Source organism: Pseudomonas sp. OF001, assembly GCF_904426495.1.
Classification (GTDB): Bacteria; Pseudomonadota; Gammaproteobacteria; order Pseudomonadales; family Pseudomonadaceae; genus Geopseudomonas.
In genome coordinates this window covers 48,159-63,212 of record NZ_CAJGBM010000003.1, presented here as the reverse complement: position 1 = coordinate 63,212, position 15,054 = coordinate 48,159, and the positions used below count along the sequence as shown (strand labels likewise).

Genomic DNA, 15,054 nt, shown 5'->3' with positions numbered 1-15,054 from the left:
GCCATAACGCGGGCTGAAAACACGGACAGGGTCCGTGCCTGGTTGACGGTTCCGGCCGCACTGAGGGGAGCGGCCGGGTCCGCTAGCTAATCAGATGTGGGCGTCGCGGTATTCCTTCTCGGCCTCGTCGAAGCGCTTGAGCATGGCGGCCGACGGCGCGTTGCCGACGCGACTGAAGATCAGGATGCCCAGGGTGCAGAGGATGAAGCCCGGGATGATCTCGTACAGGCCGGTCCAGCCGAAGAAGTTCTTCCACAGCACCACGGTCACCGCGCCGAGCAGCATGCCGGCCAGCGCGCCGTTGCGGGTCATGCCCTTCCACAGCAGGGAGAAGATCACCACCGGGCCGAAGGCGGCGCCGAAACCGGCCCAGGCGTAGGACACCAGGCCGAGCACCTTGCTCTCCGGGTTGGAGGCGATGGCGATGGCGATCACCGCGACCAGCAGCACCATGGCGCGGCCGACCCAGACCAGTTCGGTCTGGCTGGCGCCCTTGCGGAAGAAGGCCTTGTAGAAGTCCTCGGTCAGGGCACTGGAGCAGACCAGCAGCTGGCAGCTGAGGGTCGACATCACCGCGGCGAGGATGGCGGAGAGCAGCACGCCGGCGACCCACGGGTTGAACAGGATCTTGGCCAGTTCGATGAACACGCGCTCGGGGTTCTCGTTGACCGCCACGCCCAGCTCCGGATGGGCGGAGAAGTAGGCGATGCCGAAGAAGCCCACGGCCACCGCGCCGGCCAGGCAGAAGATCATCCAGGCCATGGAGATGCGACGGGCGTTGGGGATCGACTTGACCGAGTCGGCAGCCATGAAGCGCGCGAGGATGTGCGGCTGGCCGAAGTAGCCCAGGCCCCAGGCCATCAGCGAGATCACGCCGATGAAGCTGGCGCCCTTGAGCATGTCGAAGCTGGTGGCGTCCTTCAGCTCGATGGCGGCGAAGGTCGGATCGATGCCGCCGGTGGCGACCATCACGATGATCGGGGTGAGGATCAGCGCGAAGATCATCAGGCTGGCCTGCACGGTGTCGGTCCAGCTCACCGCGAGGAAGCCGCCGACGAAGGTGTAGGCGATGGTGGCGGCGGCGCCGGCCCACAGCGCGGTCTCGTAGGAGATGCCGAAGGTGCTCTCGAACAGGCGCGCGCCGGCGACCACGCCGGAGGCGCAGTAGATGGTGAAGAACACCAGGATCACCACCGCGGAGAAGATGCGCAGCACGCGGCTGTTGTCCTCGAAGCGGTTGGTGAAGTAGTCAGGCAGGGTCAGGGCGTTGCCGTTGTGCTCGGTCTGCACGCGCAGGCGGCCGGCGACGAACAGCCAGTTGAGATAGGCGCCGATGATCAGGCCGATGGCGATCCAGCTCTCCGACAGGCCGGAAAGGTAGACGGCGCCGGGCAGGCCCATGAGCAGCCAGCCGCTCATGTCCGAGGCGCCGGCGGACAGCGCGGTGACGAAGCTGCCGAGGCTGCGCCCGCCGAGGATGTAGTCGGAAAGGTTGTTGGTGGAGCGATAGGCGATGAAACCGATCAGCACCATCGCCGCGATGTAGATCACGAAGGTGATCAGGGTCGGGTTGGTCATGCTCATGAGGGGGGATCCCATGCGGTTGTTATTGGTCTGTAACTCGTTCGACTGCCACCCTGAACAACCGGGTTGCACCTTCGATGGCGATAATCTAGGCAAAGCCCGGCAAAAGGTGCAACCAATTTCCGGCAAAAGGTTTTTCTTTTTTACCTGTTAGCGGAAGAAAACCCTCAAATGCTCCTTTTTGTAGCATTTTCCTCCCGATTCGCCACGCCGCAGTGCAGAAAAGTAACACTCCGCACCCCACCAACCACTACGCTCGTCGCCTTGATAGGTCACTAGGTTTCACCGGGTTGCACCTTGCATTTTTTCGTGTTTAATCTTCCATGTGCTTTGCAGCGCTTCACACAAATATAGGACAAGCCATGGCCACCACCACTCTCGGCGTCAAACTCGACGAAGCCACCCGCGAACGCCTCAAGCAGGCCGCCCAGCGCATCGACCGTACCCCGCACTGGCTGATCAAGCAGGCGATCTTCAGCTACCTCGAGCAGATCGAGAGCGGCATGACTCCGGCCGAGCACAACGGCCTGGCGGTGGCCGCCGGCGAGGAGCCGCTGGAAGCGCTGACCGAGCAGGGCCTGCAGGTGTTCCTCGACTTCGCCGAGAGCATCCTGCCGCAGTCGGTGCTGCGCGCCTCGATCACCGCCGCCTACCGCCGCCCGGAAACCGAGGCGGTGCCGATGCTCCTCGAGCAGGCGCGCATGCCCCGCGAGCTGTCCGAGGCCAGCCAGAAGCTGGCGCTGAACCTCGCCGAGAAGCTGCGCAACCAGAAGAGCGCCGGCGGCCGCCAGGGTCTGGTGCAGGGCCTTCTGCAGGAGTTCTCGCTGTCCTCGCAGGAGGGCGTGGCACTGATGTGTCTGGCCGAAGCGCTGCTGCGCATCCCGGACAAGGCGACCCGCGACGCCCTGATCCGCGACAAGATCAGCAACGGCAACTGGAGCCAGCATCTGGGCCAGAGCCCGTCGATGTTCGTCAACGCGGCGAGCTGGGGCCTGCTGATCACCGGCAAGCTGGTGTCCACCCACACCGAGAGCGGCATGACCGCCGCCCTGAACCGCATCATCGGCAAGAGCGGCGAGCCGGTGATCCGCAAGGGCGTGGACATGGCCATGCGCCTGATGGGCGAGCAGTTCGTCACCGGCGAGACCATCGCCGAGGCGCTGGCCAACGCCGCCAGCCTGGAGGCCAAGGGCTTCCGCTACTCCTACGACATGCTCGGCGAGGCGGCGCTGACCGAGGAGGACGCCAAGCGCTACCTGGCATCCTACGAGCAGGCCATCCACGCCATCGGCAAGGCCTCCCACGGCCGCGGCATCTACGAGGGCCCGGGCATCTCCATCAAGCTGTCCGCGCTGCACCCGCGCTACAGCCGCGCCCAGTACGAGCGGGTGATGGAGGAGCTGTACCCGACCCTGCTCGGCCTGACCCAGCTGGCCAGGCAGTACGACATCGGCATCAACATCGACGCCGAGGAGGCCGACCGCCTGGAGCTGTCGCTGGACCTGCTTGAGCGCCTGTGCTTCGAACCGTCGCTGGCCGGCTGGAACGGCATCGGCTTCGTCATCCAGGCCTACCAGAAGCGCTGCCCGTACGTGATCGACTACGTCATCGACCTGGCCAAGCGCAGCCGCCACCGCCTGATGATCCGCCTGGTCAAGGGCGCCTACTGGGACAGCGAGATCAAGCGCGCCCAGGTCGAGGGCCTGGAGGGCTTCCCGGTGTACACCCGCAAGCCGTACACCGACCTGTCCTACATCGCCTGCGCGCGCAAGCTGCTGGCCGTGCCGCAGTCGATCTACCCGCAGTTCGCCACCCACAACGCCCACTCGCTGGCGGCCATCTACAACCTCGCCGGGCAGAACTACTACCCCGGCCAGTACGAATTCCAGTGCCTGCACGGCATGGGCGAGCCGCTCTACGAGCAGGTGGTCGGCAAGGTCGCCGACGGCAAGCTGAACCGTCCGTGCCGCATCTACGCGCCGGTGGGCAGCCACGAGACCCTGCTGGCCTACCTGGTGCGCCGCCTGCTGGAGAACGGCGCCAACACCTCGTTCGTCAACCGCATCGCCGACCACAGCATCTCGCTGAAGGACCTGGTCGAGGACCCGGTAGTGCAGGTCGAGCAGATGGCCGCCCAGGAAGGCACCCTCGGCCTGCCGCATCCGCGCATCCCGCTGCCGCGCACCCTGTACGGCGAGGCGCGGGTCAACTCCAGCGGCATCGACCTGGCCAACGAGCACCGCCTCGGCTCGCTGTCCTCGGCGCTGCTGGCCAGCGTCAACAACGAGTACCGCGCCCAGCCGCTGCTCGGCTGCGACGCCGCGGCGCCCGGCGAGGCGCAGCCGGTGAGGAACCCCGCCGACCACCGCGACGTGGTCGGCCAGGTGTTCGAGGCCAGCGTGGCGGACGTGCGCAGCGCCGTGCTGTGCGCGGTGTCCAGCGGGCAGATCTGGCAGTCCACCCTGCCGGCCGAGCGCGCCGCCGTGCTGGAGCGCGCCGCCGACCAGATGGAGGCCGAGATCCAGCAACTGATGGGCCTGCTGGTGCGCGAGTCCGGCAAGACCTTCGCCAACGCCATCGCCGAGGTGCGCGAGGCGGTCGACTTCCTGCGCTACTACGCCGCGCAGGCGCGCAACCACTTCTCCAACGACAGCCACCGCCCGCTGGGCCCGGTGGTGTGCATCAGCCCGTGGAACTTCCCGCTGGCGATCTTCAGCGGCCAGGTGGCCGCGGCGCTGGCCGCCGGCAACACCGTGCTGGCCAAGCCGGCCGAGCAGACTCCGCTGATCGCCGCCCAAGCGGTGCGCATCCTTCTCGAGGCCGGCGTACCGGCCGGTGCCGTGCAGCTGCTGCCGGGCCGCGGCGAGACCGTCGGCGCCGCGCTGATCGCCGACGAGCGCATCCGCGGGGTGATGTTCACCGGCTCCACCGAGGTCGCCGGGATCATCCAGCGCAACCTCGCCGGCCGCCTCGACGCCCAGGGCCGCACCATCCCGCTGATCGCCGAGACCGGCGGACAGAACGCCATGATCGTCGACTCCTCGGCGCTCACCGAGCAGGTGGTGGTCGACGTGATCGCCTCCGCCTTCGACAGCGCCGGCCAGCGCTGCTCCGCCCTGCGCGTGCTGTGCGTGCAGGAGGACGTCGCCGACCGCGTGCTGTCGATGCTCAAGGGCGCCATGGCCGAGTACAGCCTGGGCAACCCGGAGCGCCTCGACACCGACATCGGCCCGGTGATCGACGAGGAGGCCAAGGCCAACATCGAACGGCACATCCAGGCCATGCGCGACAAGGGCCGCAAGGTGCACCAGCTGTCGCGCGCCAACGGCGCGGACATCCGGCGCGGCACCTTCGTGATGCCGACCCTGATCGAGCTGGAGAGCTTCGACGAGCTCAAGCGCGAGATCTTCGGCCCGGTGCTGCACGTGGTGCGCTACCCGCGCGCCGAGCTGGCCGCCCTGCTCGATTCGATCAACGCCAGCGGCTACGGCCTGACCCTCGGCGTGCACACCCGCATCGACGAGACCATCGCCCAGGTGGTCGACTCGGCCCGCGTCGGCAACCTCTACGTCAACCGCAACATGGTCGGCGCAGTGGTCGGCGTGCAGCCGTTCGGCGGCGAGGGCCTGTCCGGCACCGGCCCGAAGGCCGGCGGCCCGCTGTACCTGTACCGCCTGCTCGCCACCCGTCCGCAGGACGCGGTCAGCCGCCAGCTGCAGGACGGCGAGGGGCAGCGCGCGGACGCCCGCGGCCCGGCCTTCCCGGCCCTGCTGGAATGGGCGCGCAAGCAGCAGCCCGAACTCGCCGCGCTGGCCGAGCGCTACGCCAGCCTGGCGCAGAGCGGCCTGACCCAGGTGCTGACCGGCCCGACCGGCGAGCGCAACACCTACAGCCTGCTGCCGCGCGAGCGGGTGCTGTGCCTGGCCGACGACGAAGGCGACCTGCTCGCCCAGCTGGCCGCCGTGCTCGCGGTGGGCTGTCGCGTGCTGTGGGCGGACAACGCCGCCAGCCGCAAGCTGCTCGCCCAGCTGCCCCTCGCGGTCCAGCAGCGCATCCAGCTGGTCGGCGACTGGGCCTCCTGCGAGCTGGGCTTCGACGCCATCATCCACCACGGCGACTCCGACCAGCTGCGCGAGGTCTGCCAGCTGGCCGCCAAGCGCCCGGGGGCGATCGTCGGCGTCAACGGCCTGGGCCGGGGCGACACCGACATCCCGCTGGAGCGCCTGCTGATCGAGCACGCTCTGAGCGTCAACACCGCCGCCGCCGGCGGCAACGCCAGCCTGATGACCATCGGCTGATCCCACCCCGCCCCTACGACCGCCGGCCTTGCGCCGGCGGTCGCACTTCCAGCCCGGCTCCGCACCCTGCACCGGCGCCCTCCGCCCCTCCCCCATGCCCCGCGCCGCCCGGCGGCACGGTTGAAATGCCCTCCCGCGGCCCCATGTAGGCACAAATCCCGACTGTGCAGGAACCCCTTCATGAGCGAGCAGGATATCCCTCACGAGATCGTCGACGCCGACGAGGGCGCGAGCAACACCGGTGTGGTGCTGCAGGGCCAGACGCTGCCGGACAAGCTGTACATCATGCCGGTGCACAACCGGCCGTTCTTCCCCGCCCAGGTGCTGCCGATCATGGTCAACCCCGAGCACTGGGCGGAAACCCTCAAGCGCGTGGCGAAGACCGACCACCACTGCGTGGCGCTGTTCTACATGGACAATCCCCCGGAGAGCGCCGAGGACTTCGACCCCGACAGCCTGCCCGAGCACGGCACCGTGGTGCGCGTGCACCATGCCAGCAAGCAGGACGACAGCCTGCAGTTCGTCGCCCAGGGCCTGGCGCGGGTGCGCATCCGCGGCTGGCTGAGCCGCAAGCCGCCCTACCTGGTGGAGGTCGACTACCCGCGCACGCCGGCCGATCCCAGCGACGAGGTGAAGGCCTACGGCATGGCGCTGATCAACGCGATCAAGGAGCTGCTGCCGCTCAATCCGCTGTACAGTGAGGAGCTGAAGAACTACCTGAACCGCTTCAGCCCCAACGACCCGTCGCCCTTGACCGACTTCGCCGCGGCGCTGACCACAGCGCCGGGCAGCGACCTGCAGGCGGTGCTGGACACCGTGCCGGTGCTCAAGCGCATGGAGAAGGTGCTGCCGCTGCTGCGCCGCGAGGTGGAGGTGGCGCGCCTGCAGAACGAGATCAGCGCCGAGGTCAACAGCACCATCGGCAAGCGCCAACGCGAGTTCTTCCTGCGCGAGCAGCTCAAGGTGATCCAGAAGGAGCTGGGCATCACCAAGGACGACAGGAGCGCCGATGCCGAGGAGTTCCGCAAGCGCCTGGAAGGCAAGACCCTGCCGGCGCAAGCGCAGAAACGCATCGACGAGGAGCTGAACAAGCTGTCGGTGCTGGAGACCGGCTCGCCGGAGTATGCGGTGACGCGCAACTACCTGGACTGGGCCACCAGCGTGCCCTGGGGCGTGCTGGGCAAGGACAGGCTCGACCTGGCGCGCGCGCGCAAGGTGCTGGACAGGCACCACGCCGGCATGGAGGACATCAAGCAGCGGATCATCGAGTTCCTCGCCGTCGGCGCCTTCAAGGGCGAGATCGCCGGCTCCATCGTCCTGCTGGTCGGCCCGCCCGGGGTGGGCAAGACCAGCATCGGCAAGTCGATCGCCGAATCCCTCGGCCGGCCGTTCTATCGCTTCTCGGTCGGCGGCATGCGCGACGAGGCGGAGATCAAGGGCCACCGCCGCACCTACATCGGCGCGCTGCCCGGCAAGCTGGTGCAGGCGCTCAAGGAAGTCGAGGTGATGAACCCGGTGATCATGCTCGACGAGATCGACAAGATGGGCGCCAGCTACCAGGGCGACCCGGCCTCGGCGCTGCTGGAGACCCTCGATCCAGAGCAGAACGTCGAGTTCCTCGACCACTACCTGGACCTGCGCCTGGACCTGTCCAAGGTGCTGTTCGTCTGCACCGCCAACACCCTCGATTCGATCCCGGCCCCCCTGCTCGACCGCATGGAGGTGATCCGCCTGTCCGGCTACATCGCCGAGGAGAAGCTGGCCATCGCCAAGCGCCACCTGTGGCCGCGCCAGCTGGACAAGGCCGGCGTGCCGAAGCAGCGCCTGGCGATCAGCGATGCCGCACTCAAGGCAGTGATCGAGGGCTACGCCCGCGAGGCCGGGGTGCGCCAGCTGGAGAAGCAGCTCGGCAAGGTCGTGCGCAAGGCGGTGGTGAAGCTGCTGGAGGATCCGGCGGCCAGGGTCAGGGTCGGCCCGAAGGATCTCGAGGACTACCTGGGCATGCCGCTGTTCCGCCGGGAGAAGCACCTGGAAGGCGTCGGGGTGATCACCGGGCTGGCCTGGACCAGCCTGGGCGGCGCCACCCTGCCGATCGAGGCGACGCTCATCCATACCCTCAACCGCGGCTTCAAGCTGACCGGCAAGCTCGGCGAGGTGATGAAGGAGTCGGCGGAGATCGCCTACAGCTACGTCAGCTCGCACCTGAAGAAGTTCAAGGGCGACCCGACCTTCTTCGACCAGGCCTTCGTCCACCTGCACGTGCCGGAGGGCGCCACGCCCAAGGACGGCCCCAGCGCCGGCATCAGCATGGCCAGCGCCCTGCTCTCGCTGGCGCGCCACCAGCCGCCGAAGAAGAACGTGGCGATGACCGGCGAGCTGACCCTCACCGGCCAGGTGCTGGCCATCGGCGGGGTGCGCGAGAAGGTGATTGCCGCGCGGCGGCAGAAGATCTGGGAGCTGATCCTCCCCGAAGCCAACCGCGGCGATTTCGAGGAGTTGCCGGACTACCTCAGGGAAGGCCTGACCGTGCACTTCGCCGAGCGCTTCGCCGACGTCGCCAGGGTGCTGTTCCCCGCCGAGTGAGCCCTGCCGCGGCGCGGTTGCACGCCACCGCGCCGCGATGCCCGCAAGCGGAAGTGCATATCCATCGGCTAGGCTATGCCCAAGCACACTGCCACGGGAACCTGCCCATGCCGCCCCGCTTCTCCCTGCACCTGCTGCCGCTGGCGGCGACCACCCTGCTCGCCGCCTGCGCGCACCAGGCGCCGGGCACCCTGGAACTGGACGACCAGCAGCGCCACTGCGATCCGCTCGAACTGCACGCCGGCCAGACGTTCGACCTGCGCCTGCCGAGCAACCCCACCACCGGCTTTCGCTGGGTACTGCGCGACAGCGGCGCTCCGGCGCTCCGCCTGCTCGGCCCGGAGGTCTACACCACCCCCGAGGACGCCGGCCTGGTGGGCAGCGCCGGGGTGTCGACCTGGCGCTTCCGCGCCGTCAGCCGCGGCGAGGGCCAACTGACCCTGGACTACCGACGGCCCTGGGAAGAAGGCGTGGCCGCGGAGCGGACCTTCGCCTGCCGGATCAGCATCCGCTGACCTTCGCCGCTCGTCCCGCCAGGCAGCGCCCCCCTGCCAGATCGCCTATAGGAATAGGGACAGGCTTCATCATGTGGGGGTGCAATATGAACCTGTACGGGCGGCCGCATGCACTGGCCCTGCTGGTGCTGCTTTCCGGTTGCAGCGGCCTGCTTCCCAGCGAGCGCGCCGAGATCGTCTCACCGTTTCGCGACTATCTGGATGCCGAGGGGCGCTACCAGCAGGCGCAGCCCGGAGTCACCAGGCGTCCCGAACTGTTCTCCCTCGGCTTCGACCCGGTGATCAACGGCAACGGTCGCACCCTGTCGTTCCTCGACGTGCGCATGATGTTCGTGCAGCCGAACGTGCCCATCGATTACCTGCCGGACAGCCTGGTGACCTGCCTGCAGGCCAAGGAGCGCTGCAGCGGCTACGCCTTCGAGTTCAACCAGACCGACACCCAGCGCACCGGCAGCTTCTGGGCCGACGTGCTCAACTTCCGCAAGAACCGCGAGGTGCGGGGCTGGGCGTTCCGCGCGGTGTTCGTGCTGGTGGACGACACCCTGGTGCACAAGGTCAGCAACGGCGAGCCGCAGATCCGCCGCCTGCAGGTCGAGCGCAACCCGCTGGGACCGCTGCAGGGCGCCGGCGAGTACTTTTCCGACCAGCTGAGGTGACGGGGCTGCGAGCGACCCGGCCGCTCCGCTAGAATGGCCGGCTTTCCCATGCCGGAAGCCTGCCGTGAAGCAGACCCCAGACCGCATCTACGCCACCCCCCAGGAACAGGTCGCCGACTTCGTGTTCAACGAGGCGGTGGTGCGCGTGTTCCCCGACATGATCAAGCGCTCGGTGCCGGGTTATCCGACCATCGTCGAGAACCTCGGGGTGATCGCCGGGCAGTTCGCCCAGCCGCACAGCGCCCTCTACGATCTGGGCTGCTCGCTCGGCGCAGTCAGCCAGGCGCTGCGCCGCCACGTGCAGGCCGAGGGCTGCCGGGTGGTCGCGGTGGACAACTCCAGCGCCATGGTCGAGCGCTGCCGCGAGTACCTGCACGCCCAGGACTCGATGTTCCAGGAACTGCTGCCGGTCGAGGTGCTCGAGGCCGACATCTGCCAGCTCGAGTTCCAGAGCGCCTCGGTGGTGGCACTGAACTTCACCCTGCAGTTCATCCCGCGCGAGCAGCGCCTCGACCTGCTCACCCGCATCCGCCAGGCGCTGCTGCCCGGCGGCGCGCTGATCCTCTCCGAGAAGCTGCGCTTCGAGGATGCCGAGGAGCACGCCCTGCTCGGCGATCTGCACATCGCCTTCAAGCGCGCCAATGGCTACAGCGAGCTGGAGATCGCCCAGAAGCGCAGCGCCATCGAGAACGTGATGAAGCCGGACAGCCTCGCCGAGCACCGCGAGCGCCTCGCCGCTGCCGGCTTCTCGAAAGTCATTCCCTGGTTCCAATGTCTCAACTTCGCCTCGCTGATCGCCCTGCCATGACCGACCTCGCCACCCGCGCCGACCTTCCCGCCCTGCTCGACCGCCTGCGCGGCACGCCGCTGGCCGCCTGGGCCGCCACCCTGCCCGACCTGCTGGCCGCCAAGCTGGCCGCCGGCCATGGCGACCTGCCGCGCTGGCAGGCGGCGGTGGATGCCCTGCCGCCGCTGGCGGTCGAGCGCCGCGAACTGGCCGAGGCGTTCTTCCTCGACGGCACCTGCAGCGCCGGGCAACGCGCCATGCTGGAACAGGCGCTCAGGGGCCTGATCCCCTGGCGCAAGGGGCCATTCGAGCTGTTCGGCGTGCACGTCGACACCGAGTGGCATTCGGACTGGAAGTGGACGCGCGTGGCCCCGCACCTGGACCTGGCCGGCAAGCGCGTGCTGGATGTCGGCTGCGGCAACGGCTACTACCAGTGGCGCATGCTCGGCGCCGGCGCCGACTGCGTGGTGGGCGTCGACCCCAACTGGCTGTTCTTCTGCCAGTTCCTGGCGATGAAGAACTACCTGCCCGAGCTGCCCGCCTGGCATCTGCCGCTGGCCCTGGAGGAGCTGCCGGAAAAGCTGGAAGGCTTCGACACGGTGTTCTCCATGGGCGTGCTCTACCACCGCCGCTCGCCCATCGACCACCTGCTGGCGCTCAAGGACTGCCTGGTGCGCGGCGGCGAGCTGGTGCTGGAGACCCTGGTGGTGGACGGCGACGTGAACACCGTGCTGGTCCCCGAGGACCGCTACGCGCAGATGCGCAACGTCTGGTTCCTGCCCTCGGTGCCGGCGCTGGAGCTGTGGCTGCGCCGCGCCGGCTTCAGTGAAGTGCGCGGCGTCGACGTCAGCGTCACCAGCGTCGAGGAACAGCGCTCCACCGAGTGGATGAAGTTCCAGTCGCTGCCCGAGTTCCTCGATGCGCAGGACCGCAGCCGCACCGTGGAAGGCCTGCCGGCGCCGACGCGCGCCGTGCTGCTGGCGCGCAAGCCGTAGAAGAGGTTGATGGTTCCCACGCTCCCGCATGGGAACCCGGGCCTGGGCGCTCCGCGCCCATGAGACGCAGAGCGTCCCCGGATGCGTGCCCACGCCGGAGCGTGGGCACGATCAACCCAGGTCTCAGCGACGCTCAGCCGCCGCGACGATCAGCGCCTTCATCTCCGCCACCGCCTGCTTGAAGCCGACGAACAGCGCATGGGCGACGATGGCGTGGCCGATGTTCAGCTCGTTGATGCCACGGATGGCGGCGACCGCCTCGGCGTTGTGGTAGTGCAGCCCGTGGCCGGCATTGACGATCAGGCCGTGACTCAGGCCGCACTCGACGCCGTCGCGGATGCGCGCCAGCTCGGCGGCCATCTCCGCCTGCGTGTGGGCATCGGCGTAGCGGCCGGTGTGCAGCTCGATGGCCGGCGCGCCGATGCGTGCGGCCGCCTCGATCTGCCGCGGGTCGGCGTCGATGAACAGCGACACCTCGCAGCTGACCGCCGCCAGGCGCTCCACCGCCGCCCTGATGCGCGCCTCCTGGCCGAGCACGTCGAGACCGCCCTCGGTGGTCAGCTCCTGGCGGGTTTCCGGCACGAAGCAGGCGTGCGCCGGGCGGATCTGCTCGGCGAAGGCGAGCATCTCCTCGGTGACGCCCATCTCGAAGTTCATCCGCGTCTGCAGCACCTCGGCCAGCACGCGCACGTCGCGGTCCTGGATGTGCCGGCGGTCCTCGCGCAGGTGCACGGTGATGCCGTCGGCGCCGGCTTCCTCGGCGTCCAGCGCGGCCTTCACCGGGTCCGGATAGCGGGTGCCGCGCGCCTGGCGCAGGGTGGCGATGTGATCGATGTTGACACCCAGCAGGATGCGGTTGGCTTCAGTCACGACGGGACTCCTTGCGATTGATGAACAGCTCGCGGCTGGCCAGCGGCCGACCGCCCAGATGCGGCGCCAGCGCCTGGCGCATCAGCCGCTTGGCCGCGGCCAGGGCGCCCGGCGTCTGCCAGTCGGCCGCCGCCAGCGCCAGCAGCTCGCGGCCGTGGAACAGGCCGGGCTGCCACTGCGCGATGACCTGGAAACCGACCTCCGGCAGCCACTGGTACAGCGCCGCGGCCTCGACCGGCTGCCCCCGGCAGTCGCGGTCGAGGGCGAAACCATAGCCCAGATCGTCCAGCAGACGCCATTCGAAGGCGCGCAGCAACGGCTCCAGCGGCCGCCCGGCAGCCAGCGCGGCCAGGGTCGCGGCATAGTGCTCGAACAGCGCGGGATGCGGATCTTCCGCCGGCAGCAGGCGCACCAGCAGTTCGTTGAGGTAGAGGCCACTGAACAGCGCGTCGCCGCTCAGCAGATGGGGAATGCCGCCCGCCTCCAGGCGCGCCACCGTCTTCAGCTCGCCCAGCCCGCGCAGCTCCAGCTCCAGCGCCAGGAACGGCCGCGCCAGGCTGCCGCTCTTGCCGCGCGCACCGCGCAGCACCGCGCGCAGGCGGCCCTCGGCGGTGAGGAAGTCCACCAGGGCACTGGTTTCCTTGTAGGGGCGGGAGTGCAGGACGAAGGCGGGACGAGAGGCGGCGATCATGTCGACCGTAGGGTGCGCCATGCGCACCGGCGAAAGCGAGGACAACGGCACGGGTGCGCAGGGCGCACCCTACCGGAACGGTGGCAATCGTCGGTCAGAGATCGCCGTAACCGAGAGAACGCAGGGCGCGCTCGTCGTCGGACCAGCCGCTCTTCACCTTGACCCACAGGTTGAGCATGACCTTGCTGCCGAACAGCTCTTCCATGTCGCGGCGGGCGTCCTGGCCGATGCGCTTGATGCGCTCGCCCTTGTCGCCGATGATGATCTTCTTCTGCCCGTCGCGCTCGACCAGGATCAGCGCGTGGATGTGCAGCACGCGGCCCTGCTGCTGGAACTGCTCGATCTCCACGGTGACCTGGTAGGGCACCTCGGCGCCGAGCTGGCGCATGACCTTCTCGCGTACCAGTTCGGCGGCGAGGAAGCGCGAGCTGCGATCGGTCAGCTGATCTTCCTCGAAGAAGTGCTCACCTTCGGGCAGGTGCTTGGCCACCAGTTGCTCAAGGGTGTCGAGGTTCTGCCCGTGCTGCGCGGAGATCGGCACGATCTCCGCGTTGGGCAGCTGCTCTTCCAGCCACTTGAGGTGCGGCAGCAACTCGGCCTTGTCCTCGAGGCGGTCGATCTTGTTGACCACCAGCAGCAGCGGGCCTTCGACGAACTTGACCCGGTCGAGCACCATCTGGTCCTCGTCGGTCCAGCGCGTACGGTCGACGACGAAGATCACCACGTCCACGTCCTTGAGCGCCGCGCTGGCGCTGCGGTTCATGTAGCGGTTGAGCGCCTTGTCGTTGTCCTTGTGCATGCCGGGGGTGTCGACGTAGATCGCCTGCACCGCCCCCTCGGTCTTGATGCCGAGCAGGGTGTGGCGGGTGGTCTGCGGCTTGCGCGAGGTGATCGCCAGCTTCTGGCCAAGGATGTGATTGAGCAGGGTCGACTTGCCGACGTTCGGCCGGCCGACGATGGCCACGTAGCCGCAGCGGCTGGCCTGGGATTCAGTCATTGCCATTCTCCACGCCCAGGGCCACCAGTGCTGCCGCGGCCGCCACCTGTTCGGCGATGCGGCGGCTGGCACCCTGGCCACGGGTCTTTTCATTGAGCAGGGCAATTTCGCATTCGACGAAGAAGGTACGACAATGCGGTTCGCCCTGGATATCCACCACATCGTAGCGCGGCAGTTCGCAGCCACGCGATTGCAGGAATTCCTGCAGGCGGGTTTTCGGATCCTTGTTGGTGTCGACCAGGGTCAGCTCGTCGAAGTAGGGCTCCAGCCAGGCCAGCACGCGGTCGCGCGCCGAATCCATGCCGGTGTCCAGGTAGATGGCGCCGATCAGCGCCTCGGTGGCGTCGGCGAGGATCGACTCGCGACGGAAACCGCCGCTCTTCAGCTCGCCGGAGCCCAGGCGCAGGTACTCGCCCAGGTCGAAGGCCCGGGCCAGCCGGGCCAGGGTCTCGCCCTTGACCAGCCGCGCGCGCAGGCGCGACAGCTGGCCCTCGCGAGCCTGCGGGAAACGCTTGAACAGCGCCTCGCCGACCACGAAGTTGAGGATGGCATCGCCGAGGAATTCCAGCCGCTCGTTGTTGCGGCCGGCGAAACTGCGGTGGGTCAGGGCCACGACCATCAGGTTCTGGTCCTGGAATTGATAGCCGAGCTGGCGCTCGAGTCGTTGCAGAGGGTTACTCACTGGGCACGGACACGGTATTCGCGGTCGAAGTGGACGACCAGGTCAAGGTTCTCGATCAGCGGTTCGCGCTTCTCGTATTTGAGATGGACATAGAACTCGTTGTTCTCCATGCGCACGTCCATCACCTCGCGCAGGTCGAGATCGCGGATGTTGTTGACCTGGGTGCCGCGGCTCACGTGTGCATAGAAGTCGCCGGGCGAGCGGATATCCAGAGCCGTTTCGCTCTCCACCCCGGTGACGATCTTCTGCAGGGAAAGGAAGTCGAAGTAGTGCGGCAGGACCTTGAACGCCACGCTGGCGAAGAACGCCGCCACGCAGAAGACCACCAGCCAGCTCACCATCGACAGACCTTTCTGCGAACGCGCAAATCCCATGATCAACCTCGTATCCGTGAAC

The 15,054-nt window shown here is 68.2% G+C and carries 12 protein-coding genes; 6 read left to right on the top strand and 6 right to left on the bottom strand.

Annotated elements, in window-relative coordinates:
* Positions 1-90 precede the first annotated feature (90 nt).
* Positions 91-1,584: a sodium/proline symporter PutP gene (gene putP / locus RA210_RS03240; RefSeq protein ID WP_201485373.1), complete on the bottom strand. Its 1,494-nt coding sequence runs from the start codon at positions 1,582-1,584 to the stop codon at positions 91-93.
* A gap of 362 nt (positions 1,585-1,946) precedes the next feature.
* Here putP and putA point away from each other — a divergent pair, with 362 nt between their 5' ends.
* The 6 genes from putA to cmoB all read left to right on the top strand — a co-directional run bounded on the left by putA (position 1,947) and on the right by cmoB (position 11,418).
* Positions 1,947-5,882, top strand: coding sequence for a trifunctional transcriptional regulator/proline dehydrogenase/L-glutamate gamma-semialdehyde dehydrogenase (putA, locus tag RA210_RS03235; RefSeq protein WP_201485372.1), 3,936 nt, complete (start codon positions 1,947-1,949; stop codon positions 5,880-5,882).
* Positions 5,883-6,062: 180 nt separating this feature from the next.
* Positions 6,063-8,465, top strand: coding sequence for an endopeptidase La (gene lon / locus RA210_RS03230; protein ID WP_201485371.1), 2,403 nt, complete (start codon positions 6,063-6,065; stop codon positions 8,463-8,465).
* 107 nt (positions 8,466-8,572) lie between these two features.
* Positions 8,573-8,980 carry a protease inhibitor I42 family protein gene (locus RA210_RS03225; RefSeq protein WP_201485370.1) on the top strand — a complete coding sequence of 136 codons (408 nt, stop codon included), beginning with the start codon at positions 8,573-8,575 and terminating at the stop codon, positions 8,978-8,980.
* A gap of 86 nt (positions 8,981-9,066) precedes the next feature.
* Complete coding sequence (locus tag RA210_RS03220) at positions 9,067-9,636, top strand: hypothetical protein (RefSeq protein ID WP_201485369.1); 570 nt, start codon at positions 9,067-9,069, stop codon at positions 9,634-9,636.
* 64 nt (positions 9,637-9,700) lie between these two features.
* Entirely contained in the window at positions 9,701-10,444 is a 744-nt protein-coding gene (gene cmoA, locus RA210_RS03215; protein ID WP_201485368.1) for a carboxy-S-adenosyl-L-methionine synthase CmoA, read from the top strand.
* Positions 10,441-11,418 carry a tRNA 5-methoxyuridine(34)/uridine 5-oxyacetic acid(34) synthase CmoB gene (cmoB, locus tag RA210_RS03210; RefSeq protein WP_201485367.1) on the top strand — a complete coding sequence of 326 codons (978 nt, stop codon included), beginning with the start codon at positions 10,441-10,443 and terminating at the stop codon, positions 11,416-11,418. The genes cmoA and cmoB overlap by 4 nt, the downstream gene beginning before the upstream one ends.
* Before the next feature lie 123 nt (positions 11,419-11,541).
* Here cmoB and pdxJ read toward each other — a convergent pair whose 3' ends face one another.
* The 5 genes from pdxJ to RA210_RS03185 form a co-directional block, all read right to left on the bottom strand.
* A complete protein-coding gene (pdxJ, locus tag RA210_RS03205) occupies positions 11,542-12,288 on the bottom strand; it encodes a pyridoxine 5'-phosphate synthase (protein WP_136488802.1) in 747 nt (248 codons plus the stop codon).
* The gene (recO, locus tag RA210_RS03200; protein ID WP_136488835.1) at positions 12,281-12,979 is read right to left on the bottom strand and encodes a DNA repair protein RecO; all 699 of its coding nucleotides are present in this window, start codon (positions 12,977-12,979) and stop codon (positions 12,281-12,283) included. The genes pdxJ and recO overlap by 8 nt, the downstream gene beginning before the upstream one ends.
* Before the next feature lie 94 nt (positions 12,980-13,073).
* A complete protein-coding gene (gene era / locus RA210_RS03195; RefSeq protein ID WP_136488801.1) occupies positions 13,074-13,976 on the bottom strand; it encodes a GTPase Era in 903 nt (300 codons plus the stop codon).
* On the bottom strand, positions 13,969-14,658 hold the full coding sequence (gene rnc, locus RA210_RS03190; protein ID WP_136488800.1) for a ribonuclease III: 690 nt from the start codon (positions 14,656-14,658) through the stop codon (positions 13,969-13,971). Before rnc ends, era begins: the two co-directional genes overlap by 8 nt.
* Entirely contained in the window at positions 14,655-15,032 is a 378-nt protein-coding gene (locus RA210_RS03185) for a DUF4845 domain-containing protein (RefSeq protein ID WP_136488799.1), read from the bottom strand. Before RA210_RS03185 ends, rnc begins: the two co-directional genes overlap by 4 nt.
* Positions 15,033-15,054: the final 22 nt, after the last annotated feature.